Annotated in this window: 26 protein-coding genes; 14 read left to right on the forward strand and 12 right to left on the reverse strand. The window is 72.0% G+C overall.

All coding sequences use genetic code 11. From position 1 onward, the window contains the following. Positions 1-23 precede the first annotated feature (23 nt). Positions 24-2,240 (reverse strand): FtsX-like permease family protein, encoded by a 2,217-nt coding sequence (locus ABZ193_RS26175; protein ID WP_354711816.1) that lies wholly within the window; start codon positions 2,238-2,240, stop codon positions 24-26. Continuing rightward, a complete protein-coding gene (locus tag ABZ193_RS26180) occupies positions 2,237-2,929 on the reverse strand; it encodes an ABC transporter ATP-binding protein (RefSeq protein WP_354711817.1) in 693 nt (230 codons plus the stop codon). The genes ABZ193_RS26175 and ABZ193_RS26180 overlap by 4 nt, the downstream gene beginning before the upstream one ends. A gap of 133 nt (positions 2,930-3,062) precedes the next feature. Here ABZ193_RS26180 and ABZ193_RS26185 point away from each other — a divergent pair, with 133 nt between their 5' ends. From ABZ193_RS26185 to ABZ193_RS26195, 3 genes are read left to right on the forward strand one after another with little or no spacing between them, the layout of a single operon-like run. Then, positions 3,063-4,775, forward strand: a complete 1,713-nt coding sequence (locus ABZ193_RS26185) for a histidine kinase (RefSeq protein WP_354711819.1) — start codon at positions 3,063-3,065, stop codon at positions 4,773-4,775. Further along, positions 4,772-5,422 (forward strand): response regulator transcription factor, encoded by a 651-nt coding sequence (locus ABZ193_RS26190; protein ID WP_020423002.1) that lies wholly within the window; start codon positions 4,772-4,774, stop codon positions 5,420-5,422. Before ABZ193_RS26185 ends, ABZ193_RS26190 begins: the two co-directional genes overlap by 4 nt. Before the next feature lie 26 nt (positions 5,423-5,448). Then, entirely contained in the window at positions 5,449-5,928 is a 480-nt protein-coding gene (locus tag ABZ193_RS26195) for a hypothetical protein (protein WP_354711820.1), read from the forward strand. Between the two features lies 1 nt (position 5,929). Here the strand turns inward: ABZ193_RS26195 and ABZ193_RS26200 are convergent, their stop codons facing one another. Beyond that, positions 5,930-6,670 (reverse strand): SDR family oxidoreductase, encoded by a 741-nt coding sequence (locus ABZ193_RS26200; protein WP_354711822.1) that lies wholly within the window; start codon positions 6,668-6,670, stop codon positions 5,930-5,932. Between the two features lie 101 nt (positions 6,671-6,771). Between ABZ193_RS26200 and ABZ193_RS26205 the strand changes: the two genes are divergently transcribed. Continuing rightward, complete coding sequence (locus tag ABZ193_RS26205) at positions 6,772-7,602, forward strand: helix-turn-helix transcriptional regulator (protein ID WP_020423005.1); 831 nt, start codon at positions 6,772-6,774, stop codon at positions 7,600-7,602. 9 nt (positions 7,603-7,611) lie between these two features. Next, positions 7,612-8,916, forward strand: coding sequence for an amidohydrolase (locus ABZ193_RS26210; protein WP_237335882.1), 1,305 nt, complete (start codon positions 7,612-7,614; stop codon positions 8,914-8,916). Between the two features lie 147 nt (positions 8,917-9,063). Here the strand turns inward: ABZ193_RS26210 and ABZ193_RS26215 are convergent, their stop codons facing one another. After that, positions 9,064-9,870, reverse strand: coding sequence for an NAD(P)H-binding protein (locus tag ABZ193_RS26215; protein WP_354711824.1), 807 nt, complete (start codon positions 9,868-9,870; stop codon positions 9,064-9,066). Between the two features lie 81 nt (positions 9,871-9,951). On the opposite strand from ABZ193_RS26215, the gene ABZ193_RS26220 reads away from it, so the two are divergent. The 4 genes from ABZ193_RS26220 (at position 9,952) to ABZ193_RS26235 (ending at position 12,556) form a co-directional block, all read left to right on the forward strand. Then, on the forward strand, positions 9,952-10,500 hold the full coding sequence (locus ABZ193_RS26220) for a TetR/AcrR family transcriptional regulator (protein WP_354711826.1): 549 nt from the start codon (positions 9,952-9,954) through the stop codon (positions 10,498-10,500). A 150-nt stretch (positions 10,501-10,650) separates the two neighbouring features. Further along, entirely contained in the window at positions 10,651-10,872 is a 222-nt protein-coding gene (locus tag ABZ193_RS26225; protein WP_354711827.1) for a hypothetical protein, read from the forward strand. Further along, positions 10,869-12,137: a putative T7SS-secreted protein gene (locus ABZ193_RS26230; RefSeq protein ID WP_354711829.1), complete on the forward strand. Its 1,269-nt coding sequence runs from the start codon at positions 10,869-10,871 to the stop codon at positions 12,135-12,137. The genes ABZ193_RS26225 and ABZ193_RS26230 overlap by 4 nt, the downstream gene beginning before the upstream one ends. After that, positions 12,134-12,556 (forward strand): hypothetical protein, encoded by a 423-nt coding sequence (locus tag ABZ193_RS26235; protein ID WP_020423012.1) that lies wholly within the window; start codon positions 12,134-12,136, stop codon positions 12,554-12,556. Before ABZ193_RS26230 ends, ABZ193_RS26235 begins: the two co-directional genes overlap by 4 nt. Here the strand turns inward: ABZ193_RS26235 and ABZ193_RS26240 are convergent. Continuing rightward, on the reverse strand, positions 12,553-13,236 hold the full coding sequence (locus tag ABZ193_RS26240) for an SDR family oxidoreductase (RefSeq protein WP_020423013.1): 684 nt from the start codon (positions 13,234-13,236) through the stop codon (positions 12,553-12,555). The two genes, ABZ193_RS26235 and ABZ193_RS26240, sit on opposite strands and share 4 nt — an antisense overlap. Before the next feature lie 13 nt (positions 13,237-13,249). On the opposite strand from ABZ193_RS26240, the gene ABZ193_RS26245 reads away from it, so the two are divergent. Continuing rightward, complete coding sequence (locus tag ABZ193_RS26245; RefSeq protein WP_354711830.1) at positions 13,250-14,287, forward strand: hypothetical protein; 1,038 nt, start codon at positions 13,250-13,252, stop codon at positions 14,285-14,287. A gap of 32 nt (positions 14,288-14,319) precedes the next feature. Then, positions 14,320-15,633: an MFS transporter gene (locus ABZ193_RS26250; protein WP_354711832.1), complete on the forward strand. Its 1,314-nt coding sequence runs from the start codon at positions 14,320-14,322 to the stop codon at positions 15,631-15,633. Positions 15,634-15,637: 4 nt separating this feature from the next. Here the strand turns inward: ABZ193_RS26250 and ABZ193_RS26255 are convergent, their stop codons facing one another. From ABZ193_RS26255 to ABZ193_RS26275, 5 genes are all read right to left on the reverse strand, one after another. Further along, entirely contained in the window at positions 15,638-16,225 is a 588-nt protein-coding gene (locus tag ABZ193_RS26255) for an SMI1/KNR4 family protein (protein ID WP_354711833.1), read from the reverse strand. A 56-nt stretch (positions 16,226-16,281) separates the two neighbouring features. Next, positions 16,282-18,330, reverse strand: a complete 2,049-nt coding sequence (locus ABZ193_RS26260; protein ID WP_354711839.1) for a PhoX family phosphatase — start codon at positions 18,328-18,330, stop codon at positions 16,282-16,284. A gap of 86 nt (positions 18,331-18,416) precedes the next feature. After that, positions 18,417-19,634, reverse strand: coding sequence for an MFS transporter (locus ABZ193_RS26265; RefSeq protein WP_354711835.1), 1,218 nt, complete (start codon positions 19,632-19,634; stop codon positions 18,417-18,419). Then, positions 19,631-20,080 carry a MarR family transcriptional regulator gene (locus ABZ193_RS26270; RefSeq protein ID WP_354711836.1) on the reverse strand — a complete coding sequence of 150 codons (450 nt, stop codon included), beginning with the start codon at positions 20,078-20,080 and terminating at the stop codon, positions 19,631-19,633. Before ABZ193_RS26270 ends, ABZ193_RS26265 begins: the two co-directional genes overlap by 4 nt. Positions 20,081-20,113: 33 nt before the next feature. Further along, positions 20,114-21,457 carry a DHA2 family efflux MFS transporter permease subunit gene (locus ABZ193_RS26275; protein WP_354711837.1) on the reverse strand — a complete coding sequence of 448 codons (1,344 nt, stop codon included), beginning with the start codon at positions 21,455-21,457 and terminating at the stop codon, positions 20,114-20,116. A gap of 58 nt (positions 21,458-21,515) precedes the next feature. Between ABZ193_RS26275 and ABZ193_RS26280 the strand changes: the two genes are divergently transcribed. Together ABZ193_RS26280 and ABZ193_RS26285 are read left to right on the forward strand one after the other, a co-directional pair. Continuing rightward, positions 21,516-21,830 (forward strand): helix-turn-helix domain-containing protein, encoded by a 315-nt coding sequence (locus ABZ193_RS26280; RefSeq protein ID WP_027936620.1) that lies wholly within the window; start codon positions 21,516-21,518, stop codon positions 21,828-21,830. A 14-nt stretch (positions 21,831-21,844) separates the two neighbouring features. Then, entirely contained in the window at positions 21,845-22,486 is a 642-nt protein-coding gene (locus ABZ193_RS26285; RefSeq protein WP_237335872.1) for an HAD family phosphatase, read from the forward strand. A 37-nt stretch (positions 22,487-22,523) separates the two neighbouring features. Here ABZ193_RS26285 and ABZ193_RS26290 read toward each other — a convergent pair whose 3' ends face one another. Together ABZ193_RS26290 and ABZ193_RS26295 are read right to left on the reverse strand one after the other, a co-directional pair. Beyond that, positions 22,524-23,615 (reverse strand): inositol-3-phosphate synthase, encoded by a 1,092-nt coding sequence (locus ABZ193_RS26290; protein ID WP_237335871.1) that lies wholly within the window; start codon positions 23,613-23,615, stop codon positions 22,524-22,526. A gap of 49 nt (positions 23,616-23,664) precedes the next feature. After that, positions 23,665-24,228 (reverse strand): PadR family transcriptional regulator, encoded by a 564-nt coding sequence (locus ABZ193_RS26295; protein ID WP_017985876.1) that lies wholly within the window; start codon positions 24,226-24,228, stop codon positions 23,665-23,667. A gap of 233 nt (positions 24,229-24,461) precedes the next feature. Here ABZ193_RS26295 and ABZ193_RS26300 point away from each other — a divergent pair, with 233 nt between their 5' ends. Continuing rightward, a complete protein-coding gene (locus ABZ193_RS26300) occupies positions 24,462-24,860 on the forward strand; it encodes a DUF5318 family protein (protein ID WP_020423024.1) in 399 nt (132 codons plus the stop codon). The last annotated feature ends 492 nt before the right edge of the window (positions 24,861-25,352 follow it).

The following is a 25,352-nucleotide window of genomic DNA, read 5'->3' on the forward strand; positions in this document are numbered from 1 at the left end:
CGACGAGGGGCGGCCGGACGAGCTCATTCGTCGGCCAGCGGTTCCGCGCGCACCCGGTTCAGGGCCGGGGTGCAGACCGACGCGGCGAGCACCGCCACGGCGAACCCGAGCACCACCGGCGCGACCAGCCACGGGCTGATCACCGCCGAGGCGTTCTGGGATTCCTGAATGATCGAAAACAACCCGAGGCCCGCGATCATTCCCAGCAGCCCGGACCCGATCGTGGCGACCAGCGCGGGCAGCGCGGCCTCCATCCGCAGCGCCCTCGACAGCACCCGCGTCGGCGTGCCCGCCGCCATCAGCGCCCCGAACGTGCGGCGCCGGTCCATCACCGATCCGGCGGTCGCGATCGCCGCGCTGCACCCGGCCAGGATCGCCGCGACCGTCACCCCGATGACGGTGACGCGGCGCAGGTCGTCCAGCTGGTCGCGCTGGCCGTCCAGGTACAGCTCCCGGCTGTACACGCTTTCGCCGCCGGCCGCGCCGACCAGCGCGGTGCGCACCAGCTCGCGGTCGGCTGGGGTGGTGTCGACGGCGACCCTCGAGTCCTCCGGCACGATCCCGGCCGGCAGCACGGCCGGGTCGATCAGCACCGGCGCGTACCCATCGCCATCGGCCTGCGCCAGCGGCTGGAGCGTGGTGCCCGGCGCGAACGGCACTCCCGTGCCCTCGTAGGTGCTGGACACCTGGAAGTCTTCCAGTTGCAGGTGGTAGGTGCTGTAGACCCCCGGACCGGTGCAGGTGGCCGAGACGCGATAGAGCTTGACCCCGTCAGCGCAGGGCACGACCACGCCCACGTAGCTGGAGCCGTCCGCCGACTTCAGCGTCACCTCCGGCATCGACACCGCGCGGGCGGGCAGGTTGTAGCGCTCCAGCGTCGCGTTGGCCTGTGCGGCGATCGTGCCCGCCCGTTCGCCGGAGGTGTCCACCGACAGCACCGAGTCGCGGTAGGTCCCGCCGCCACCGGTCATCGCGTCGAAGCTGGGCATCAGCGTCAGCGCCATCGACCCGGTGAACACGGCGAGCACGACCCCGGCCGAGGCGCGGTAGGCGCCGCGCGGGTCGTTGCGCAGCCGCCGCCCGGCCAGCAACGCGGACGGCTTGCGCCAGCGGCTCACGAAGAACCCGCCGATCACCGCCGTCACGTACGGCCCGACCAGCATCGCCGAGGCGATCATCAGCGCGAGCCCGAGCAGGATCAGGTTGACGTCGTCGCCCTGCTCGATCGCGAAGAAGAAGAACAACGCGGTCGCCGGCAGCGAGAGCAGGCGCCACCAGCGCAGCGGCTTCGGCGTGTGCTGCACGACCGCCCCGACCGGGTTGCTCACCACTCGCCGCAGCCCGAGCACGGCGGCCAGCAGCACCAGCGCGGGCACCGCGACCAGCACGAACACGGTCAGCCCGATCGGCACGCGGAAGTCACCGGCGAGCCAGGTGCCGCCGTCCCACGGCACCAGCCGGGCCAGCGACCACAGCAGCGGGCTGATCGCCCAGCCCAGCAGCGCGCCCGTGACCGCGGCGATCCCGGTCTCGGCCGCGGTGATCGACACGACCTGTCCCGGTGTCGCGCCGGCCAGGCGCAGGGCCGCCAGCCGCTGCTCGCGCCGGGCCGCGATGAGCCGCGCCGAGGAGGCCACGAGCACCAGGCTCGGCACCAGCAGCACCACGACCCCGACCCCGGCCAGCAGGGTGAGCAGCGCGTCCACCCTCGCCTCCGACGGCGGCGCGAACCCGTTCCGCTCGTTCGCGTTCGCCGGCATCGTCTCCGGGGTGTGCCCGACCAGCGCGACGAGCTGGTCCGGGAACCGCAGGGCGTCCTCGCCGAGGGTGCCCACCACCTTGCCGGGGAACCGGTCGGCCAGCTGCGAGGCGGGCAGCCGGTTCATCGCCTGGTACAGCTCCGGCGACACCAGGACCTCGCCGGGCGCCGGGAACTTCGGCACCCCGGCTGGCAACGCGACCCCGCCGGCGAGCTGGGCCACGTCCACGCGGTCGACCCGCTCGCCGTCGAAGTAGTCGGTGCTCGACGAGATCGACAGGGTCGGCGTGGCGTCGTCGCGGAAGCCGTACTGCTCCTGCCACACCGCGCGCTCGGCGCGGGCTTGCGTGGCGTACGGCAGGCTCAGCAGCAACAGGACCAGACCCGTGGCCACCGCGACCCCCACCGCGGTGAGCAGGGTGGCGGTCCTGGTCCGCCGGTCCGCCCGCAGAACCTTGAACGCCAGCTGGACCGGGCTCACGGCAGCACCCCCACCTGCTCCGCGATGCGCCCGTCCCGGATGGTCACCGTGCGCGGCAGCGACGCGGCGAGCTCCACGTCGTGCGTCACGATGACCACCGACGTGCCCGAGTCCGAGGCCGCGACCAGCAGGGCGTCCATGGTGTCCTTGCCGGTGCGGGTGTCCAGCGCGCCGGTCGGCTCGTCGGCGAAGATCACCTTCGGCCGGTGCGTCAGCGCGCGGGCGATCGCGACCCGCTGCGCCTGGCCGCCGGACAGCTCACCGGGGCGGGACCCCTCCCTGCCCCGCAGCCCGAGCCGGCCCAGCCACTCCCGCGCCGCGCCGATCGCCTCGCGGCGCTTGGCGCCCCCGAGCAGCATCGGCAGCGCCACGTTCTCCTCCGCGGACAGCTCGGCCACGAGCATCCCCTGCTGGAACACGAAACCGAACTCGGTGCGCCGCAGCTCGCTGCGCTTGGTCTCGGACAGCTGGTCGACGCGCCTGCCGTCCAGCAGGATCTCGCCGCCGTCCGGCCGCAGGATCCCGGCCAGCACGTGCAGCAGCGACGTCTTGCCCGACCCCGACGGGCCGACGACGGCGAGCGCCTCCCCGGCGTGGATGTCCACGTCGACGCCGGCCAGCGCCACCTGCTCGCCGTACCGCTTGACGAGCCCCCGCCCGGACAACACGACACTCCCTTGTGGAGTCATGAACCTTCCCCTTCCGTTGTTCCCGCACAGCAGGTTCACAGGTGGGGTGGGGTGCCGGGATCGGCCGATCGGCCGATACGGGGTGGCCGGGCGGCCAAGGTGCGGGGAGGCGCGGATCCTCTACCGTTCCGTTGTGCCGTTCTCTGATCGCGTGACCTCGGCCTGGCGATGGCTGGGTCTCGAAGGCGTCCTGCTGCTCGCCGCCTTCCTGTGCGATCTCGCGGTGGTGCTGCCGGCCAGTGTGGACTCGCTGGGACCGCGGGGCCGGGATCTCCTGCTGCTGCCCGGGATGGTCGCGCTGGGCGCGTGTGCGTTGTGGGCTCGGACGCGGCCCGCGGTGGCCGTGTTCGCGGGCGCCGCGACGTTGTTCGCGTCGACCTTCCTGATCCGGGCGACCGACGCGGCGGCGTACACGACGCTGCTGAGCAACGTGTCGCTGAGCGAGACCGTCGCCGGGCTGGAGCTGGTGTTCTTCTGCGTGCGGCGGGTGCGGTGGGCGGAGTCCATCGTCGGCACCGCCACGCTGGTGCTCGCCACCCTGTTCGCCACCGCCTACCGCAACGGCTCGGGCAGCCGCGGGCTGAGCGAGACGATGCTGCTCGGCATGGTGCTGCTGGTCGCCGTGGTGCTCGCCGGGCTGCAGTTCCGGCGCGGGCAGGCGCCGCGCAAGGAGAGCGCGGTGCGTGACCTGGTGCGCGAGCAGTGGCCGCTGATCGGCGCGCTCAGCCTGCCCGTCTTCCTGGAGCTGTACCAGCTGCTGGACAGCAACATCCGGGCGCTGCCCGCGCTGACCTGCTCACTCGGCGCGGCCGCGACGGCCGTGTACGCGACCCGCCGCCCACTGCGCGCCGGCTTGCTGCTCGCCGGGATCATCTTCGCCACCTCGGCTGCGCTGTGGATCGCGCCGCGCCAGTACCTGCTGGGCTACGGCGCGCTGCCGTTCACCGAGATCGTCGCCGGGATCATCGTCGTGGTCCTGCTGGTCCGGTCGGTGGAGCCGAAGCGGGCGTGGGGCGCGATCGCGCTGATGTCGGCCGCGGTCGCGTTCACGACGCTCACCACGGTGGTGAGCGGCCGGGGCCGGGCGGACATGTCGGACCTGCGCGACCTGGTGATCGCCGCGGTGCTCGTGCTCGGGATCGCGGTGGCCGCCGGGCTGTACTTCCGGGCCCGCGACTCCGAGCGGCGCAAGGTGGTCGAGGCCGCGGTCGCCGACGCGCAGAACTCCGAGCGCATGGCGCTGGCGCGGGAACTGCACGACCTGGTGGCGCACCACGTCACCGGGATCATCGTGCAGGCTCAGGCGGCGAAGGTGATCGCCGACCAGAACCCGAAGGTCGCGCTGGAGGTCATCGAACGCATCGAGGCCGCTGGCACCGAGGCGATGACCGCGATGCGGCGGCTGGTCGGCAGCATGCGCGCGGGCGGGGAGGCGGTCACCGACCAGGCCACCATGGACCTGGACGCGGACCTGCGGCGGCTCGTGGAATCCGGGCACCACGGCGTCCCCACGGAGGCCGACGTGCGGGTGCCCGCGAACCTGCCGCAGGAGGTGGCGCGCTCGGCGCTGCGGCTGGTGCAGGAGTCGCTGACGAACATCGGCAAGCACGCGGCGGGCGCGACCCGGGCATGCGTGCTGGCCGAGGTCCGGGACGGCGAACTGCACATCCGGGTGGCCGACGACGGACACCAGGTGGTGACGCGTCCGGCCGGAGGTTCCGGGGGATACGGTCTCGTCGGGATGCGCGAGCGGGTCGAGCTGCTGCACGGCCGGCTCGCCGCGGGCCCGGCGCCGGACGGGGGCTGGGTGGTGGAGGCATGGTTGCCGGTGGAGGAAAAGGCTTGATTCGCGTACTGATCGCCGACGACCAGAGCATGGTGCGCATGGGGTTCCGGATGATCCTCGACGCGCAGGACGACATCGAGGTGGTCGCCGACGTCGAGGACGGCGTGGCGGCGGTGACGAAGGCGCGCGAGCTGCGGCCGGACGTGTGCCTGCTGGACATCCGGATGCCCGGGCTGGACGGGCTGGAGGTGACGCGCCAGCTGGCCGGGCCGGACGTCGCCGACCCGCTGAAGGTCGTGGTGGTGACGACCTTCGACCTGGACGAGTACGTGCACACCGCGCTGCGCAACGGCGCGAGCGGCTTCCTGCTCAAGGACGCCGGACCGGCGCTGCTGATCGAAGCGATCCGAGCCGCCCACCGCGGCGACGCGCTGGTGTCGCCGCAGGTGACGGTGCGGCTGCTGAAGCACTTCGAGGGCGCGTCCGCCCGGCGGCAGGTCGATCCGCCGAAGGAACCGCTGACCGCGCGCGAGCTGGACGTGGTGAAGGCGGCGGCCCGCGGCCTGACGAACACCGAGATCGGGGCCGAGCTGTACATGTCCCTGTCGACGGTGAAGACGCACCTGGCCGCGGTGCAGGGCAAGGTCGGCGCGCGCAACCGGGTCGAGGTCGCGGCCTGGGCGTGGCGCAGCGGGCTGGTGGACTAGCCGCGCAGGGTGCAGGCTGTCCGTTTATGGGGCGCAGGGCGGCGTGGGTGGTTTCGGTCGTCGTGATGGCCGGTCTCGGGGCCTGCTCAGCACCCGACAGCGACAGGCCGGCGCCGACGACGGCGGCACCGACCGCGGACCCGCTGGAGCCGCTGGCCGCCTGTGCCGTCCTGGACCAGCTGCTCGCCGGACAGGGGTTCACGCCGGGCAGGCCGATCGGCGTGCGGAACGAGTGCGGCGCGTCCAGGCCGGGTTACGGCACCGTGAGCATCGCCCTGGAGCACGAGCAGGGGGAACCGGCAGAGGCGGCGCCGCTCGACGTCAACGGCCGCAAGGCGCTGATCGGCCAGTTCACCGGCCCCGGAACGTGCGAGGTCGTGCTCGACGTCCCCGGGCACGCCCCGGCCGCCACGACCGTCGTGTTGCTCTCCGCCGACCTGCAGGCGGAGGCCTGCGCGGCGGCTCAGGACCTGGCCACCAGCCTCGAACCCATGCTGCCGCGTTGAGTCACTGCGCCGTCCAGCCGCCGTCGACCGGGAGCAGCGCGCCGGTGATGAAGCTCGCCGCATCGGAGGACAGGAACGCCACCGCTTCGGCGACCTCGTCGGCCGTGCCGATGCGGCCGATCGGGTGGGCGGGGCCGAACGAGGCGAGCATTTCGCGGCCGTTGTCGACCACCCCCTCCATGATGTCGGTGTCGATGACGCCCGGCAGGACGGCGTTCGAGCGGATCCCGGCCGGTCCGCCTTCGATGGCGAGCACCCGCGTCATCTGGGCCAGCGCGCCCTTCGACGCGGCGTAGGCGGTCTGCGTCTCGAACGCCACCACCGACGACACCGACGCGATCGACACGATGGACCCGCCACCGGCGGCCGCCATCACCCGGAACGCCTCCCGCGCCTGCACGAAGTTGCCGCGCGCGTTGACCCGCAGGATCGCCTCGAAGTCCTCGACGCTGGTTTCGGTGACCGGCTTGTTCAGCGTCCGCCCGGCGTTGTTCACCAGCACGTCCAGCCGCCCGAACCGCTCCACGGCGAGCCGCATCGTGGCGCGGGCCAGTTCTTCGTCCGCGACGTCGCCGGTGAGCACCGCCACGTCGTCGGCCGCCAGCTCGTGCACGGACTCCCGCAGATCGGTGACGACGAGGCGCGCGCCCCGCGAGCGCAGCAACTCCGCGCACGCCCGGCCGATGCCGCGCGCCGCGCCGGTGACGACGGCGACCCGCCCGGTGAGATCCAGTTTGCTCATGGCACCGACGGTGGCCCGGCCGGCCGGACCGTGGCAGGGCGCGGTCTTCCTGGGAGCGCTGCACCCAGGTAGCACCGCCGTCGCGGACCTACGATCGCGTCATGGCACGGTCCGAACTCGGCGACTTCCTCAGCTCCCGGCGGTCCCAGGTGCGCCCGGACGAGGTCAACCTCCCCAGCACCGGCCAGCGCCGCGTGCCCGGTCTGCGCCGCGAGGAGGTGGCGCTGCTGGCCGGCGTCAGCGTGGACTACTACGTCCGCCTGGAGCAGGGCCGCGAGCGCACCCCGTCGGCGCAGGTGGTCGACGCACTGGCCGCCGCGCTCCGCCTCGGCGAGGACGGCCGCCAGCACCTGTTCCGCCTCGCCGGGCTCAGCCCGCGCACCCGCCTCACCGCGGTGCCCGCTCGCGTTGATCCGAGCCTGCTGCAGCTGATGAGCGCCTGGCCGGACAACCCCGCCATCGTCTACAACCTCGCCTACGACGTGCTCGCCTCGAACGCGATCGCCGACGCGCTGTTCCACGACTGGGCGCACTCGCGCAACCTGATGCACGTCGTGTTCACCGACCCGGCCGCGCGAACCTTCTACCGGGACTGGCACGAGGTGGCGCGCAACTCGGTCGCCGGTTTCCGGCTCGGCTACGGCAAGAACCCGGACGACCCGCGGGTCCGGCAAGTGCTCGCCGAACTGCTCGCGGCCAGCCCGGAGTTCGCCGAGCTGTGGACCGGTCACGACGCCCGCGGCAAGAGCCTGGAGCGCAAGGAGTTCGTGCACCGCGAGGTCGGCCCGCTGACCCTGACCATGCAGACCTTCGATGTCCGGTCCAGTCCGGGGCAGGAGCTCGTCGTCTACCACGCCGAACCGGGTTCGCCGAGCGCCGAAGCCCTCGCGCTGCTCGGGTCGCTGGCCGCCACGGCCCGGCAGGAGACCTAGAATCCCAGGATGCCGCAACGCTTCCGCGCCCCCGTCGTCCTGCCCTGCGATCCGGCCTGCTCGGTCATCCGGGACGGCGTGGTGGACGTCGGCGACGACGGGCGCATCACGTTCTGCGGTCCCGCCGCCGAGGCGCCCGGCGATCTGCCGGTCACCGAGCTGACCGGGATCCTCCTGCCCGGCCTGATCAACGCGCACGCGCACAGCCCGATGACCCTGCTCCGGGGGATGGGTGGCGACCTGCCGCTGCTGCGCTGGCTCAACGAGATCATCTGGCCTGCCGAGGCGAAGCTGCGCGCGGAGGACGTGCGTGCCGGGATGCTGCTCGGTTCGGTCGAGATGCTCCGGCACGGCGTCACCACGAGCGCGGAGATGTACTTCTTCGCCGAGCAGATGGCCGAGGCGGTGCTGGAGACCGGCGCGCGGGCGGTGCTCGGCGGGCCGATCATCGACCTGCCCGGCGTCGACTGGCGGCGGATGATCGAGGTGGCGGACCGCTGGATCGACGCCGACGGCCTGCGGTTCGGCCCCGGTGAGCGGATCGAGCTGTCCTACGCGCCGCATTCGGCGTACATGCTGCCGGTCGAGGCGCTGCGGCAGGTCACCGAATCCGCCGCGGCGCGGGGTGCGCTGGTGCAGATCCACGTGGCCGAGGCGGCGGACGAGGACGCCCGGCAGCGCGCGGAGTTCGGCTCGGTGCCGCAGCTGCTGGAGGAGGTCGGCATGCTGGGCGGGCGGGTGCTCGCCGCGCACGCCGTCCACCTGTCCGATCAGGACATCGCGTTGTTCGCCGCGCGGGGGACCGGGGTGGCGCACTGCCCCGGGTCGAACGCGAAGCTGGCGTCCGGCATCGCGCGGCTGACGGACCTGCGGGCGGCGGCCGTCGCGGTCGGGCTGGGCACGGACGGCCCGGCCAGCAACGACGACCTCGACCTGTGGGAGGAGGTCCAGCTCTCCGCCATGCTCGCCCGGCTGTCCACACAGGACTCGACCGCGCTGCGGGCGAAGGACGCGCTGCTGCTGGCCACCCGCGGCGGCGCGGACGCGCTGAGCCGGACCGACATCGGCGCGCTGGAGCCCGGCCGCTGGGCCGACTTCGTGCACGTGGACCCGGACGGCCCGGCGTTCGCGACCGGCCTGGACGAGCCGGACGAGCAGGTGATCTCGAACCTGGTGTGGGCGTCGGGCTCGCGGCAGGTCCGGGACGTCTGGGTGGCAGGCGAACAGGTGGTGTCGGACCGGGAGCCGGTGCACGTCGACCGGGGCAAGGTCCAGTCCGCCGCCCGCGATGCGGCCGCCCGCTTGCGCGCCTAGTGGAACAACGACACGTGGAGGGCCGCCCACTCGGCGAACCTCACGCCTGACCGGCCAGACGTGCGCGACCGCGGCAAGGGCAATCCGCGCGCCGCCACCGGCTTGCGCGCCTAACCTCTCGCGCAACGCCGCTGCCCGCTTGCGGGCCTAACGGAACAACGACACGTGCGCGGCCGCCCACTCGGCGAACCTCATGCCCGGGCGGCCCAGCACCCGCGACACCGCAGGCGAAACCGGCTGCGGGTGCTCCGCCATCTCGGCGCAACCGTCCAGGTACCAGGCGGCCGCGTCCGCGCCCATCGTCTCCGTCAGGTCGGCCAGCGCGTCCGCGTGGGAGACCTCGACCAGCGGGATCTCCCGCCCCAGCGCCTGCCCGATCTGCTCCACCAGCTCCGCGCGGGTGAGCGTCTCCGGCCCGGTCAGCCCGTACGCCGCGCCTTCGTGGCCGTCCTCCAGCAGGGCCTTCGCCGCGACGGCCGCGATGTCCTCCAGCGCGATCGGCGCGTTCGCCGCCCGCGGGTACGCCTCGCGCACCTCGCCGCGGCTCCGGATCTGGTCGGCCCAGATCGTCGTGTTCGTCATGAACTCGCCGGCTTCCAGGTGCGTCCACGGGATGCCGGAGTGCTCGACCGCCTTCTCGATGTCGTACCACCAGCTGCCCTCCGGCCCGGCGAGGTCGACGATCCGCGTCACGCCGGCCTCCCTGGCCAGCGCGGTCACCTCCCGCACCGTCCGGGTCAGCGGCGCCAGGTACATCCGGTCCACGCCCTCCAGCGCGCGGGGCAGCGTCTCGACGCGCCCGAGGTAGCCCTCGACCACCTCCACCTCGGGCGGCAGCGCGGCCCGCACCGGATCGGTGGTGAGCGCCCGCACCTCGGACGCGCCCGCGGCGAGCAGCTCGTCCACCACCAGCCTGCCCACGTTGCCCGTCGCGCCGGTCACCAGGATCCGCATTTCGCCCTCCCCAGAGTGGAACATTTGTGTTCCACAACAGTACTCTCGCGACCCAATATGGCAAGGCGGTAGTTTGTCGCCGTGAGCACCCGCGACCGGACCCGCAGCGCCATCCTCAGCGCCGCCGCGACCCTCCTCGGTCGCGACTACCAGGCGAAACTCGCCGAGATCGCCGACGCGGCCGGAGTCGGGCGGACCACCCTGCACCGCTACTTCCCGGACCGCGCGACCCTGATCAAGGCCGCGGTCGAGGACTCGATCGCCGCCATCGAGTCCTCCGTCGCCGACGCCGCCATCGACCAGGGGCCGGCGCTGGACGCCATGCGCAGGCTGGTCGCCGCGATGGTGGCGGTCGGGGACCGGCTGGTCTTCCTGTTCGGCGACCCGCGGGTGCTGGCCGAGCACGGCCCGGACGGCGGGCCGCCGCCGGACGATCCGGTGATCGACCTCATCGAACGCGGGCAGGCGGAGGGCGTGTTCGACCCCGGGCTCACTCCACAATGGATCCAGCGCGTGTTGTGGGCGCTGGTGTACACCGGGCACACCGAGGGCGAGCTGTCCGGCGTGCCCCGGCACGGCATTGTGGACACCGTGGTCAAAACGTTGCACAACGGAATCGCGCGATCTTGATCTTCGCGGCCGGTTCACCCCCGCTCACACGCTCGTTCACCGCCCGTTCCCGCCCGCTGGCTTACATCGGAGCACGTGTGGGGAGTTCTTGACGCCGAGCCGGATGAGCTGAACAAAGCCGCAGGTCACTTAGGTGACGTACTGGCCAAATTGGACGATTCGCCGCTCGCCGGGATTGCGGCGACGGCGGACGTCTACGGCGACCCCGCTCTGGCGAGCAGGCTCGGCGAGTTCACCGGGCTGGCACGCATCGCCGCGCGCTTGCTGCAGGAGCGGGTCGGCCTGACGGGCACCGCGCTGCGGGACACGGCCACGCTGTTCCAGGGCACCGAGCTCGACAACGAGGCCGCCATCCGCCGGGCCGGGCGGTGAGCGCGGAGCTCGGCTCCACCGACGATCCGCGCGCGCTCGTCCCCGGCTCTCCGGACACGATCGTCGAGCACGTCCGCACCCTGCTCGACCAGGCGAAGCAGTTCGAGGGCGTCGGCTCCGGGCTGGCCGGCTTCGGCGTGCCGGGCTGGCAGGGCGCGGCCTCCGACGCCTTCGGCGAGCTGGTCGACCGGCTGCCTCCGCAGTGGCTGAAGGCGGCCGACAGCCTGGCGGCCGCCGCGGGCGGGCTGAGCCGCTACGCCGACACGCTGCGCTGGGCGCAGGAGCAGGCCCGGGAGGCGATCGAGCTGTGGAACGACGGCCGCCGCGCCCTCGAGCGAGCCGCCGGGCAGGCCGCCGAGGACGCCGCGGAAGAAGCGGTGCGGCAGGGTGAGCAGCTCCAGCAGCAGGCGCGGGAAGTGCTCGACCGGGCCCGTGACCAGCTGGAACGCGAAGCCGTCGACGCCGCGCGGGTCATCGGCACGATCGAGGCCGCGGCCGGCAGCGCGATCGGCGGTCTCGTCGACGCGATCACCAGCGGGTGGGACGCCAGTGGCAGCTCGTCGATCAAGACGTGGGAGAACGGCAGCAAGTTCATCCCGCCGGAGCACGGCAAGCTGGGCCGCTACCGCTACTACGCCTACCTGTTGCACCAGGTCGCCGAGGGCAAGCTCCAGAAGGGCGACCTGACGCTCACCGGCAAGGTCGAGACCATGGTCGGCATCGAGACCAACCTCCAGGCGGCGCTGAACAACAAGGGCCTCATCCTGGAGGCCGAGACCATCGACGGCGTCAAGAGCACCGCGACCGGCCGCGTCGACTACGGCATCCTCGGTCTCGACGGCAAGGCGGAAGGCATGTTCGGCGTCCGCGGCCGCGCCGGGCTCAAAGCCACGAAGGAAGTGGTCGAGGCCAAGGCCGGCGTGTTCGCCGGGGCGCGCGGCAGCGTGCGTGGCGCCGTCGACGTCGGCGGCGTCGGGGCGGGCGCGACCGCGGAGGGCTGGGCCGGTCTCGGCGCCGAGGCCGGGTTCACCGTCGGCAAGGGCGAGGACGGCAAGTTCCACATCAAGGGCAACGCCGGGGCGGCGCTCGGGATCGGCGGCGAGGTCGGGTTCGACCTGCAGGTCGACGGGCACAAGGTCGCGGAGACCGCGAAGTCGGCCGCGAACGCGGTCGGCGACGGCATCGAGGCCGCAGGCGAAGGCATCAAGGACTTCGGCGAGGACGTCGCCGACGTCGGCAAGTCCCTCAAGGGGTTGTTCGGATGACACTGCCCGTTCCGGTCCACTTCGGACTGCCCGACGGCTGGGAACCGGTGCCGTCGCGGGACGCCGCCTTCGCCGCGGTGCGGTCGGCCACCGCCGGGATCATGCTGACCGGCGGGATGTGGCCGGTCGCCACGCCGTTGCGCGAGGTCGCCGCCGAATCCGCGGAGGAACTGCGCGAAACGGCCGACGAGGTGACCGTGCTCAGCGGCGAGGAGATCGGCGACGGCGGTTTCGTGCAGGAACTGCGGTTCACGGTCGGCGACGAAACGTTCGTGCGCAGCGAGGTCCACCTCGCGATGGGCGAGGGGGCTGGACAGCGCGCCGTCGTCCGCGCCGTGCTGACCTGCACGCGCGCGGAGTTCGACGCGCTGGCCGGCGACTTCCGCGAGTTCGTCGGCTCACTCGGACCCGACGTCTAGTGCGGGCGGGGCCGGATGGTCACGTCGGAGATGTGCGCGTCCGGGCCGGCGGTGACCGCGGACAGCACCGCCGCGGCGACCGAGTCCGGCCGGAGGTACTGGTCCGGGGCGTACTCCTTGCCCTCGCCCGCGATGATCGCCTGCTGCATCTCGGTGTCGGTCCGGCCGGGGTAGACCGAGGTGACGCGGATGCCGGGCTCCTCGGCGCGCAACGCGTCGGCGAACGCGCGCACCGCGTGCTTGCTCGCCGCGTACGGGCCCCAGCCCGCGCGGGCGGACAGGCCCTGGCCGGAGTTGATGATCACCACGTGCCCGTGCGCGGCCCGCAGCGCGGGCAGCAGCAGCCGGGTCAGCTCCGCCACGGCGACGACGTTGACCTCGAAGTTCTTCCGCCACGCCGAGGGCGCGGCCTGCTCGACGGTGCCCAGCTCGGCCGTGCCCGCCGAGTGCACGAGCACGTCCAGGCGGTCGATGCCGGCGACCGCCGCACGCACGCCGTCGAGGTCGCTCAGGTCCACCGGCCACGGCTCGGCGTTCGCCGACTCGGCGGCCTGTTCGGCGAGCGCGTCGACGTCGCGGCCGCCGAGCAGCACGCGGTACGCGGGCGCGAGGGCGCGGGCGACGGCGGCGCCGATCCCGCGGGAGGCACCGGTCACGATGGCGAGGGGACTTTCCGGCATGCCCCTACGTTAGGTGGTTGATCCCGGACCGCTGGAGGAGATCCCGTTGTCGCAGTCCCTCCGCGCCCGGCGGGCGCGCCACGCCCGGGTCTCCGCCGCATTGGCGCAGCTCAGCGACCCGCGGCTGACCGCGTCGCTGGAGTCCGCCCGGCCGCTCGGCGCGGGCATCGGCGGCACCACCTGGCTCGCCGACGTCGGCGGGGTGCCGGTCTTCGTGAAGCGGGTGCCGGTCACCGAGGTCGAGCTGGCGCGCCCGGGTTCGACCGCCGACCACTACGGGCTGCCGGTGTGGTCGCACTACGGGGTCGGCTCGGCAGGCGGCGGGGCCTGGCGCGAACTGGCCGCGCACGTGCTGACCAGCGACGACGTGCTCGCCGGCGGCAGCGAGAACTTCCTGCTGCTGCACCACTGGCGCGTCCTCGACGCCGGGCCGCGGCCGGTGCCGACCGCGGCCGAGCGGGCGGAGCGGGTCGCGTTCTGGCACGGCCACCCGGGCGTGCGGCGGCGGCTGGAGGCGCTCGCCGCGGCGCCGGCCGACCTGGTGCTGTTCCTCGAACACGTGCCGCACGACCTGCACGGCTGGATGCACGAGGGCGCGTGCGGGATGGCCGAGCGGGACCTGACGGCCATCACCCGGTCGCTGAGCCGGCTCGGGTTGTGGCACTTCGACGCGCACTTCGGCAACACCCTCACCGACGGCGAACGGCTCTACCTCACCGACTTCGGGCTGGCGGCCGCGTCCCGGTTCGACCTCACCACCGCCGAGCGCCGGTTCCTCGCCGACCACGCGACCCACGACCGGAGCTACGTGCTCACCCACCTGGTGAACTGGATCGTGCGCGAGCTCGGCGGCATCGCCGACGTCCCGCTGCGCAACACGGCCATCCGCACCGGTGACCTCCCCGCGCTGCCACCCGCGGCGGCGGACGTCGTGCGGCGGCACGCGCCGGTCGCCGCGCTCGTCAACGACTTCTACTTCCGGCTGCACACCGAGAGCCGGATGACGCCGTACCCGCGCAACGAGATCGAACGTGTTCTGGGCAGATCTTGACGAACCACTCGAACGTGGCATGCAATGCGGGGATGTCGACGAGGACGATCGCCGAGGGTGACCGCGTGCTGGGCAAGGTCGCGCTGCGGATCATGCCCTTCCTTGCCCTGCTGTACTTCGTGAACTACCTGGACCGCGTCAACATCGGCTTCGCGGGGCCGAACGGGATGAACACCGAGCTCGGCCTGACCGCGACCGCGTTCGGGTTCGCCTCCGGGATCTTCTTCCTCGGCTACCTGACGCTCGAGGTGCCCAGCAACCTGGCGCTGCACCGGTTCGGCGCGCGCCGCTGGCTGGCCCGGATCATGATCACCTGGGGGATCGTCGCGACGGCGCTGGCGTTCGTGCCCAACCCCACGACGCTGGTGATCATGCGGTTCCTGCTCGGCGTCGCCGAGGCGGGCTTCTTCCCCGGCATCATCCTGTACCTGACGTACTGGTTCCCGACGGCGCAGCGGGCCAAGGCCGTCGCCCTGTTCATGGCCGCCGTGCCGGTGTCCTCGGCGATCGGGGCGACCGTGTCCAGCCTGCTGATCGCGCACGGGCACGGCGTGTTCGGGCTGTCCGGGTGGCGGTTCATGTTCCTCGTCGAGGGCATCCCGGCGATCCTGCTCGCGTTCGCGACCTGGTTCTACCTGACCGACCGCCCGGAGCAGGCGAAGTGGCTCACCGAGGACGAGCGCCGCTGGCTGACGACCGAACTGGACAACGAGCGCAAGGCGACCGAGGCCGAGCACCACTGGCCGCTGCGCAAGGCGCTGACCCACCCGCGCATCCTCGGCCTGGCGTTCGTGTACTTCGCGATCGCCTACGGCCTGTACGCGCTGGGCTTCTTCCTGCCGACGATCATCGCCGGGTTCGGCCAGGAGTTCGGCACGAAGCTGTCCACCGTGCAGGCCGGGCTGGTCACCGCGATCCCGTACGTCATCGCCGCGGTGTTGATGGTCTTCTGGGCGCGGCACGGCGACCGCACGCGGGAGCGGAAGTGGCACGTCGCGCTGCCGATGATCGTCGGCGGCGTGGCCATCCCGGTCGCGCTGTACCTGGGCAACCCGTACGCGGCGATGGTCGCGGTGACGATCTGCGCCGTGGGGGTGTGCGCGGCGCTGCCGACGTTCTGGGCGCTGCCCTCGACGTTCCTCTCCGGCGCGGCGGCCGCGGGCGGCATCGCGCTGATCAACTCGCTGGGCAACATCTCCGGCTTCGCCGCGCCGTACGTGACGGGCTGGCTGCGGGACCTGACCGGGTCGCAGCGGACCGGCCTGTGGGTCGTCGGCGCCTGCATGCTCGCCGGGGCGCTCGTCGCGCTGGTGCTGGGCGCCCGGCCCAAGCCGGACCGGGCGTGAGGGTTCAGCCCGGGTACGGGTACCGCACCTTCCAGTCGCCGGCGGGGTGCCACCGCATACCGGTCGTACCCCAGAGCAGGTGCTCGGTGTACTCGTGGCGCCGCTCGGCGACGGTGAGCAGGAACTCGACGGTTCCGCCGGGAAAGGACTCCAAGCACGGGTCGAGGTTGCGCCACCAGATGACGACGGGCCAACGGTCCGGATCCTCGTCTTCGGTGAGCCAGAACAGGTGGTCACCACCGCCGGTCCCGCCCCATTCCAGCAGCCCGCCCGGCTCCGGGAAGATCGGGTAGGGGTAGTCCTCCGGGAAGTCCTCGCGCATGCTGCGGTACGCGTCGCCGGCGTTCTCGACCCTCGATTCGAGGTAGCCGGTGAAGCCTGGAGACACCCCGGGTTGATACGGAAATTTGGTCGGGCACCTGACGTACAGTTCGTCGTTGATCGCGCCCTCGCCGTAGCGATCGACGAAGGCCCGGTAGTCGGACGGGAACTGGAAGCCGATCTCCTCGACGGCGCGGTCCCAGGGCGGCGGCTCCGGCCGGGCGAGCGGCGGCGGCAGGACGTCGATCAGCCGTTGCAACGTCTCGTTCACGCCGGTACGACGAAGCCCCGGGGAAGCGCGTTCCCCGGGGCTCCTTCAGCCTGCGGTCAGCGGCGCTTGCGCCACACCGAAACCACCGCCGGGCGGGGCAGGTTGTCGCCGCCGTCCGGCCAGTGCGACTGCGGGTTCTGCACGGTGCCGCCCTCACCGGGGTGCTGCACCGCGACCGTGACGAAGTCGCTCGTCACGTTGGGGCCGCAGGTCTCCGCGCCGATCGGCACCGTGAGGAACTGCTTGACCTGGCCGCGGTTCGGGCCGTCGACCGGCACCGCGAACAGTCCGTCGTTCATGCCCAGCGCGTTGCCGTCGGTGGAGATCCACAGGTTGCCGTACGGGTCGAACGCCACGTTGTCCGGGCAGGAGATCGGGCTGACCTGGTCCTTCGGGAAACCGCCGAAGTAGGTGTCGGCCGTGGCCGGGTCACCGCAGACCAGCAGCAGGCGCCAGGAGAACTTCGTCGAGGCCGCGTCGCCGCGGTCCTCCTCCCACTCCAGCACGTGGCCGTTCTTGTTGCCGACGCGCGGGTTCGCCTCGTCGACGCCGGCCTTACCCGCCGCGCCGCGGTCGCTGTTGTTGGTCAGCGCGGCGTAGATGCGGCCGTTGACCGGGTTCGGCTCGATGTCCTCGGGACGGTCCATCTTGGTCGCGCCCGCCTTGTCCGCGGCCTGGCGCGTGAAGACGTAGACCTCCTCGGCGGTGAACCCGTCCACGAAGGACTTGTCGCCGCTGGCCAGCGGGATCCACTCGCCGCGGCCGTCGAACTCGCCGTCGGACGGGAGCTTGCCGGTGCCGTCGATCTGGCTCGCCGGGCTGTCGCCGGTGAACTTGCCGACGTACAGCGTGCCCTCGTCGAGCAGCGCCGAGTTGTGGCGGCGGGCGTGGGCGCTGGTGCCCGGCTTGTACTTGCCCTTCGACACGAACTTGTAGATGTACTCGAAGCGCTCGTCGTCACCGGAGTAGACGGCGACCCGGCCGTCCTTGGTGATCTTGACGTTGGCGGCCTCGTGCTTGAAGCGGCCCAGCGCGGTGTGCTTGATCGGCGTCGAGTTCGGGTCGTTGGGGTCGATCTCGACGACCCAGCCGAACCGGTTGACCTCGTTCGGCTCCTGCGGCACGTCCCAGCGCTTGTCGAAGCGCTCCCACTTGCGGGTCGAGGTGCCCTTGCCGATGCCGTAGCGGGTCAGCCGCGCCTGCTCGACCGGGTCGGTGATCTTGTCCGAGTTGGCGAAGTACTGGTGGAAGTTCTCCTCGCCGGACAGCACCGTGCCCCACGGCGTCACGCCGCCGGCGCAGTTGTTCTGGGTGCCGCGCACCTTGGTGCCGGTCGGGTCGGCGGAGGTCTTCAGGTACTTCGAGCCCGCGGCCGGGCCGCGCACCTCGAAGGTGGTGTCCAGGGTGATGCGGCGCCCGTAGCGGCTCGGCACGACCTGGAGGCCGCCGTCGCGCTGCTTCTCCACGAGCACGACCGACAGGCCGTGCGCCGCCCAGCCGATCTTCACCTGCTCCTCGGTCGGGTTCGCCGAGTCGTACTGGCCCGCCGGGAACATCTGCGTCTCGGTCGTGTACTCGTGGTTCACGACCATCAGGAAGCGCTTGCCCTGGCGGTCCTGCGGGATGAGCCCGACGAAGTCGTTGTTGTAGCCGAACTGCTTCGCCTGCGCGGCCGCGGTCTGCTTGGCGATGTCGAACTTCGGCGCGCCGGTGACGACCGGGTCGCCCCAGCGGATCACGACGTTCTGCTCCCAGCCGTCCGGGATGACGACCGCGTCGGCCTTGTTCGGCGCGACCGGGGTGAAGTCCGTGCCGGGCACGGGGCGGCCGGGACGCTTGCCGGCGAGCGCGGGCGGGACCGCGGCGGAGGCGGTGGCGCCGGCGTTCAGCGCGGCGAACCCGCCGGCCGCGGCGGCCATGACCGCGCCGGCCTTGAACACGCCGCGGCGCGACATGCCCTTGACGACGTCACCGAAGTACTCGTTCGAAGACTCGTTGGGCGCTTCGTGAGCGCACTGGTTGCCGCAGCGGTAGATGCACGTGGTGGCGGCCCGGCCGCTCGTGTGGGTAAGGAGGGGCAGCAGCCGCCCGGGGGTGAAGGACACCTGGTCTCCAGTCACTCAGTCAGGGGAAACGCTGGTGACGTTAAGCGACAGAGGCCAGGTGTCCTCAAACTACAGGTGAACGGCAGTCAAAGCTCTTCCCCGACGAGAGCTGCCTCACGCGGCACACGGTGCGGATCCGCGCTGTTCGTCCGGACCGCCAGGAGACCCCCGGCCAGCACGCACAGGACCGCGGCGATGACGAACGGGGCGTGCTCCGACCCGAGCCATTCGGCGACGTGCCCGACGAGGGTGGCGGCCACGGCGCCGCCGAGCCAGCGGCAGAAGTTGTAACCCGCGCTGGCCACCGGCCGGGGCGCGCCGCTGATCGACATCGCGGTGCCGGTGAACAGCGTGTTCAGCAGGCCGGAGACCAGCCCGGACACGATCACGCCGACCACGATCACCGGCTTGCTCGGCACCACGAGCACCACCATCAGCACCGCGTAGCCGAGCACGGACACCACGGTCGCGTGCCGCTCGCCGAGCCGGGCGGCCAGTTTCGGCGCGAGCACCACCCCGGCGACCGCGACGCACAGGCCCCAGCCGCAGAAGATCAGCCCGACCGCGACGGCGCTCCAGTCCAGCACGAACGGCGTCCACGCCAGGACGGTGAAGAACGCGGCGGTGTAGAACGCCGAGCCGATCGAGGTGCGCAGCAGGCCGGCGTGCTTCAGCGCGCGCAGCGGGTCGAGCAGCCGGATCGGGGTCCGCTTCTCGTGCTTGTCGCTCGCCAGGAAGATCGAGCACAGCACCAGGGCGGCGGCCATCAGCACGGCGGTGCCGACGAACGGGCCGCGCCAGGAGATGCTGCCGAGCAGGGCGCCGAGCAGCGGCCCGACCGCGAGACCGACGCCGAGCGCGGCCTCGTAGAGCAGGATCGCGCCGGCCTGCCCGCCGGTCGCGGCGCCGACGATCACCGACAGCGCGGTGGCGATGAAGAACGCGTTGCCAAGGCCCCACACGGCGCGCAGGGCGACGAGCTGTTCGATCGACCCGGCCGCGGCGCACAGCGCGGTCGCGACCACGATCAGCGCCAGCCCGGTGAGGACCGTCCGCTTCGGACCGAACTTCGCGCTCGCCGCGCCGGTGACCAGCATCGCGATCACCTGAACGCCCAGGTAGGACGAGAACAGCAGCGTCACCTGGGACGGCGTGGCGTGCAGCCCCTCGGCGATGGACAGCAGGATCGGGTCCACCAGTCCGATCCCCATGAACGCGATGACCGCGGCGAACGCCGTGATCCACACCTGCTTGGGCTGGTTCTTCAGCGCGTCCAGCAGGCTCCCGTGACTGTGACTGCTCATGCGAGCAGCTCCTCCTTCTTGACCGGATCGATGAGCCTCCGCAAGGCCGGCAGCGCGGCGTCGATCGCGTCGCGGTCGGCCGGATCCAGGGCGGCAAGGCGCTCGCGCAGGAACTCCTCGCGGGCCGTGATCAGGTCGGTCACGTACCGCGTGCCCGACTCGGTGGCCTCGATGAGCACCGCGCGCCGGTCGTCCGGATCGGGGCGCCTGCTCACCAGGCCGAGCCGCTCCAGCCTGCGGACCAGGTCCGTCATCGACGGCTGCCGCACGCCCTCCAGCTCGGCGAGGACGCTCATGCGCCGCGAGCCACCGTGGACCAGCTCGCTGAGCACCGATCCCTGGGTCAGGGTGAGCTGGTGCTGCGGGGTCAGCCGCCGGACCACGTAGTAGAGGCGGAAGACCAGCGGGCGCAGCTCGTGCGCGAGCTCTGCTACTCCTGGATTCACTTAGCTATACTAAGCTTTTATTGCTTAGGTTGTCTAAGTTAATCGGCTCACAACCAGTACCGCGCCGCCGAGGGTGACGGCGCCGGCTACGACGAAGGCGCTGCCCAAACCCGCACCGGTCTGCACGACCGCGCCCAGCACCGCCACGCCGAGCACGGCCCCGATCTGCCTGGTCGTGCTGCTGATCCCGGACGCCAGCCCGCCCTCCCGCGGGCTCACCGCCTGGATCGCGGCCCCGGTCAACGGCGACATGGCCAGCGCGAACCCGATCCCGGTGAGCGCCAGCCGCCACCACACGTTGCCGTAGCCGGTGCCCGCGTCCACGAACCCCAGCACCAGCAGGCCCAGCCCGGCCAGCACCAGGCCGCTGGTGACCACGACCCGGAAGCCGTGCCGCGCCGCGAGCCTGCCCGCGAACGGGCTCACCACCACCATGCCGAGCGACGCGGGCAGCGTCCGCAACCCGGCCACCAGGACCGAACTGCCCTGGACGTGCACGAAGAACTGCGAGAAGAAGAACGACGAGCCCATCAACGCGAAACCCACCACGACCATCGCCGTGTTCGACACCGTGAACAGCCGCTCCCGGAACAGCCGCAACGGCAGCATCGGCGCCGTCCGGCGGGCCTCCACGGCGACGAACCCGGCGAGCACCACCACCGCGACCGCGAAGCTGCCCAGGATCAGTGGCGAAGTCCAGCCGCGTGATCCGCCCTCGATCAGGCCGTAGGTCAGCGCCCCGACGCCCACGACCGACAGGACCGTGCCCGGCACGTCGATCGACGGCGCCTCCGAGTTGCGGGACTCGCCCAGGACGCGCACGCCGGCCACCAGCAGGACCGCGCCGACGGGCACGTTCACCAGGAAGATGGCAGGCCAGGAGAAGGCCTCGACCAGGATGCCGCCTGCCAGCGGTCCGGCGGCCAGGCCGATCCCGCTGAACCCGGCCCACAGCCCGATCGCCCGGACGCGCTCGGCCGGAACCGGGTGCGCGGCGCTGAGCAGGGCCAGCGACGCGGGACTGAGCGCCGCGGCCCCGATGCCCTGCAGCACCCGTCCGGCGATCAGCCAGCCGAGCGACGGCGCGACGGCGCACACCACGGACGCCGCCGTGAACACGGCGACCCCGGCGAGGAACACGCGCTTGCGGCCGAACCGGTCGGCGAACACCCCGCCGGACAGCAACAGCATGGCGACCAGCAGCACGTAGGCGTCCACGATCCACTGCAGGCCGCTGAGCCCGACGTGCAGCCGCTCCTGCATGTCGGGCAGCGCCGCGCCCACGATGGTGCTGTCGAGCAGCACCATGAACTGGCCGAGGCAGGTCAGCGTGAGCAGCACCGGCCGGCTCACGGGGCGCGTTCCGATCTCCGTCATGGGACCGGACCATAGTTCGATAATCCCGAACTGTCGAACTGTTTGCTACGCTCGACCCATGCGATCGCTACCCCACCCCGCTCGCGAGTCGCTGGCACTCGCGCCGGTGCTGCACGCGCTCGGCGATCCGGTGCGGCTGGAACTGGTGCGGCGCGCCTCCGGCAACCCCGGGTCGACCTGCGCCGTGCTGGCCGACGGCCTGGACGTGCCGATGTCGACCCTGACCAACCACTGGCGGATCCTGCGGGAGGCCGGCGTGATCACCATGACCGTGGACGGCAGGCACCGGCGGATCCAGGTCCGCGGCGACGACCTGGGCGAACGCTTCCCCGGCCTGCTCGACCCGATCCTGCGCCTGGCGGCGGGCGAGTAGGTACGGTCACGGGCATGGACGCGGTGGTTTTCGACCTCGACGGCGTGCTCGTGGACTCCGAGCAGACCTGGGACGAGGTCCGCCGGGCGGTGGTCGCCGACCACGGCGGCAGCTGGACGGCCACGGCGACCAGGGCGATGCAGGGGATGAGCACCCCGGAATGGGCGCGCTACCTGGTCGAGCACCTGGGCGCGCGGCTCACGCCGGACCGGATCGCCAAGGTCGTGATCGACCAGATGGCCAAGCGCTACGCGGGCGGGCCGCCCGTGCTGCCCGGCGCCGCGGCGGCCGTGCGCGCGGTCGGCGAGCGGTACCCGGTGGCGATCGCCAGCTCGTCACCGCCGGTGCTGATCCAGGCGTTCCTCGAGGCCACCGGCCTGACCGGCCTCGTCGAGGTGGCGCTGTCCAGCGAGCAGGTCGCCGCGGGCAAGCCGGCGCCGGACGTCTACCTCGAAGCCGCCCGCAGGCTGGGCAAGGACCCCGCGCGGTGCGCCGCCGTCGAGGACACCACCAACGGGCTCAAGGCCGCGCTGGCCGCGGGCATGACCGTCTACGCCGTGCCGAACCCGCACTTCCCGCCGGATCCGGCCGTGCTGGCGCAGGCCCACCGCGTGCTGGACACCGTCGCGGACCTGCCCGCCGCGCTCCGGGACTGAGAAAAGGGGCCCGGTCCAGGACCGGGCCCCTCGGCACTCAGCGCTCGATGTCGCCGGTGATGAACTTCTCCACCGCGTCCCGCGCGGTCGAGTCGTCGTACTGCTCCGGCGGCGACTTCATGAAGTAGGACGACGCGGACAGCAGCGGGCCGCCGATGCCGCGGTCGAGGGCGATCTTCGCGGCGCGCACCGCGTCGATGATGATGCCCGCCGAGTTCGGCGAGTCCCACACCTCGAGCTTGTACTCCAGGTTCAGCGGCACGTCACCGAAGGCGCGGCCCTCCAGCCGGACGTAGGCCCACTTGCGGTCTTCCAGCCACTGCACGTAGTCCGACGGGCCGACGTGGACGTTGGCCTTGCCGAGGTCGCGGTCGATCTGCGAGGTGACGGCCTGGGTCTTGGAGACCTTCTTGGACTCCAGGCGCTCCAGTTCCTTCATGTTCTTGAAGTCCATGTTGCCGCCCACGTTCAGCTGCATGGTGCGGTCGAGCTGGACCCCGCGGTCCTCGAACAGCTTCGCCAGCACGCGGTGCGTGATGGTGGCGCCGACCTGGGACTTGATGTCGTCACCGACGATCGGGACACCCGCGTCGGTGAACTTCTGCGCCCACTCCGGGTTCGAGGCGATGAAGACCGGGATCGCGTTGACGAAGGCCACACCGGCGTCGATGGCGCACTGGGCGTAGAACTTCTGGGCCTGCTCGGACCCGACCGGCAGGTACGAGACCATCACGTCGACCTGGGCCTCGCGCAGCGCGGCGACGACGTCGACCGGCTCCTCGTCGGACTCCTCGATGGTCTCCTGGTAGAAGCGGCCGAGACCGTCCATCGTGGGGCCGCGCAGGACCGGCACACCGAGCGGCGGCACGTCGGTGATCTTGATCGTGTTGTTCTCGCTGGCGAGGATCGCGGACGACAGGTCCTGGCCGACCTTCTTGGCGTCGACGTCGAACGCGGCCACGAACTCCACGTCACCGACGTGGTACTGGCCGAACCGCACGTGCATCAGGCCGGGCACCCGCGAGGCCGGGTCGGCGTCGCGGTAGTAGTGCACCCCCTGCACCAGCGACGCCGCACAGTTTCCGACGCCAACGATGGCCACCCGTACGCGGCCGCTGTTGTCGCCCATGCCGGTTTCTCCTTCGTTCAGTGATGTCTTGCCGATTTCGGATGCGGTCTCAGCTCTGAAGCCCGCGGTTCTGCTCGTCCTGCTCGTGCGCGATCAGTTCGTTCAGCCAGCGCACCTCGCGCTCGCTGCTCTCCAGCCCCAGGCGGTGCAGCTCACGCGTGTACCGGTCGATCTTCTCCTCGGCCCGGGCGAGCGCCGCCCGGAGTCCTTCACGGCGTTCCTCGACCCGGCGGCGCCTGCCCTCCAGGATCCGCATCCTGACATCGGCCGGTGTCCGGGAGAAGAAGGCCAGGTGGACCCCGAACCCTTCGTCCTCCCAGGTCTGCGGCCCGGCGTCGACGAGCAGCTTCGCGAAGTGCTCCTTACCCTCCGCTGTGAGCTTGTACACCGTCCGAGCCCGCCGGCCCCAGCCCTTGACGGGCTCTCCGGCTCCCCCGACGTCACTGTCGGCCTCTTCGATGAACCCCGCCCGCTGCAACCGGCGCAAGGTCGGGTACAGCGAGCCGTACGAGAAGGTGCGGAACATGCCGAGCGTGTCGTGCAGCCGTTTGCGCAGCACGTAGCCGTGCATCGGTGCCTCGTGCAGCAGCCCCAGGATGGCGAACTCCAGCACGGTGCACCCCCTTTCGAGGACTTCCACGACACTCCGGCAACCTAACGCCGAATTATATCGGGCCGATACATCGAAGTGGTGTAGCCAACACCAACGATCACCCAATGCGCCCTGAACCACACCCGTGATGTTCACCAGAGCGTTATCGAAAGGTCGGCGTGTCGCACACGCGGTCCAGACCGTTAGTCCGCACAGCTCATGGCGGACACACGACGGCCACGTACTCTGTCACCGTGCAGAACCAGCGACAGGTGGTGGACTACGCCCTGCAGCGCCGTGCGCTGCTGGCCGGCGTCCGCTCCGGTCGTGTCGGCACGCGCGACGTCTGCGACGCCGACCCGTACCTGCTCAGAGCTGCCCGGTTCCACGGCGAACCGAGCGACGCCCCCTGCCCGCTGTGCGGGAAGGACGGCCTGACGAACGTGTCCTGGGTGTTCGGGGAACAGCTCAAGCACGTCTCCGGCTCGGCGAGGACACCGACGGAACTGGCCCGCCTGGCCAACCTGGTCGGGGAGTTCAACGTCCATGTGGTGGAGGTGTGCCGGACGTGCCGCTGGAACCACCTGGTGCGTTCGTACGTCTCGGGCAACGGAACCCCGCACGGCCCGTCCCGGAGGACGGCCGGGCAGTGAGGGGACGTAGCGCAGCGCTGGCACTCGATCACAGAACGGCGCCCGGTGTACCGCCGGTCTGGGAGGCTCACTCGTGAACGACCACCGCAATCGCTCCTGGCCTGGTCAGGAGCCTGATGAACCCCGTCGTGCCCAGTGGCCGCGCGAGGGCGGCGGCCCGGCCTGGCCGAGCGGTGACGAACCACCGCGGCGGCCCGTGCCTCCCCAGCGCCCGCAGGCCCGTGGGCCCCAGGGCCCGCAGTGGCCCGGCGAGGGCGGTGGCCCCGGCTGGCCGGGCGGCCAGGACCCGGACGCCCCGCGTGGCGCCCGCCGCGTCCCGCCCGCGGGCAACCGGATGCCTCCGCCGCCGCCGCGCCGTCCCGGTCCGCCGCCCCCGAACGGTGGACCCCAGAACGGTGGTCCCCAGAACCCGGCCGACCGGCCGATGCGTGGCCGCTACCGCCCGCCCGCGGGCCCGGCCGCCGCGGCTGCCGGCGCCGGTGCCGCCGCGGG

Origin of the sequence: Amycolatopsis sp. NPDC006125, assembly GCF_040614195.1 — a bacterium.
Taxonomy (GTDB): Bacteria; Actinomycetota; Actinomycetes; order Mycobacteriales; family Pseudonocardiaceae; genus Amycolatopsis_E; species Amycolatopsis_E tucumanensis.

What these genes read in the sequence shown, in the direction of transcription:
- ABZ193_RS26180 (WP_354711817.1), bottom strand. Translation starts at nt 2,929, where the DNA reads ATGACTCCACAAGGGAGTGTCGTGTTGTCCGGGCGGGGGCTCGTCAAG.
- ABZ193_RS26195 (WP_354711820.1), top strand. Translation starts at nt 5,449, where the DNA reads ATGGGGCGCAGGGCGGCGTGGGTGGTTTCGGTCGTCGTGATGGCCGGT.
- ABZ193_RS26200 (WP_354711822.1), bottom strand. Translation starts at nt 6,670, where the DNA reads ATGAGCAAACTGGATCTCACCGGGCGGGTCGCCGTCGTCACCGGCGCG.
- ABZ193_RS26205 (WP_020423005.1), top strand. Translation starts at nt 6,772, where the DNA reads ATGGCACGGTCCGAACTCGGCGACTTCCTCAGCTCCCGGCGGTCCCAG.
- ABZ193_RS26210 (WP_237335882.1), top strand. Translation starts at nt 7,612, where the DNA reads ATGCCGCAACGCTTCCGCGCCCCCGTCGTCCTGCCCTGCGATCCGGCC.
- ABZ193_RS26215 (WP_354711824.1), bottom strand. Translation starts at nt 9,870, where the DNA reads ATGCGGATCCTGGTGACCGGCGCGACGGGCAACGTGGGCAGGCTGGTG.
- ABZ193_RS26235 (WP_020423012.1), top strand. Translation starts at nt 12,134, where the DNA reads ATGACACTGCCCGTTCCGGTCCACTTCGGACTGCCCGACGGCTGGGAA.
- ABZ193_RS26240 (WP_020423013.1), bottom strand. Translation starts at nt 13,236, where the DNA reads ATGCCGGAAAGTCCCCTCGCCATCGTGACCGGTGCCTCCCGCGGGATC.
- ABZ193_RS26250 (WP_354711832.1), top strand. Translation starts at nt 14,320, where the DNA reads ATGTCGACGAGGACGATCGCCGAGGGTGACCGCGTGCTGGGCAAGGTC.
- ABZ193_RS26265 (WP_354711835.1), bottom strand. Translation starts at nt 19,634, where the DNA reads ATGAGCAGTCACAGTCACGGGAGCCTGCTGGACGCGCTGAAGAACCAG.
- ABZ193_RS26275 (WP_354711837.1), bottom strand. Translation starts at nt 21,457, where the DNA reads ATGACGGAGATCGGAACGCGCCCCGTGAGCCGGCCGGTGCTGCTCACG.
- ABZ193_RS26280 (WP_027936620.1), top strand. Translation starts at nt 21,516, where the DNA reads ATGCGATCGCTACCCCACCCCGCTCGCGAGTCGCTGGCACTCGCGCCG.
- ABZ193_RS26285 (WP_237335872.1), top strand. Translation starts at nt 21,845, where the DNA reads ATGGACGCGGTGGTTTTCGACCTCGACGGCGTGCTCGTGGACTCCGAG.
- ABZ193_RS26290 (WP_237335871.1), bottom strand. Translation starts at nt 23,615, where the DNA reads ATGGGCGACAACAGCGGCCGCGTACGGGTGGCCATCGTTGGCGTCGGA.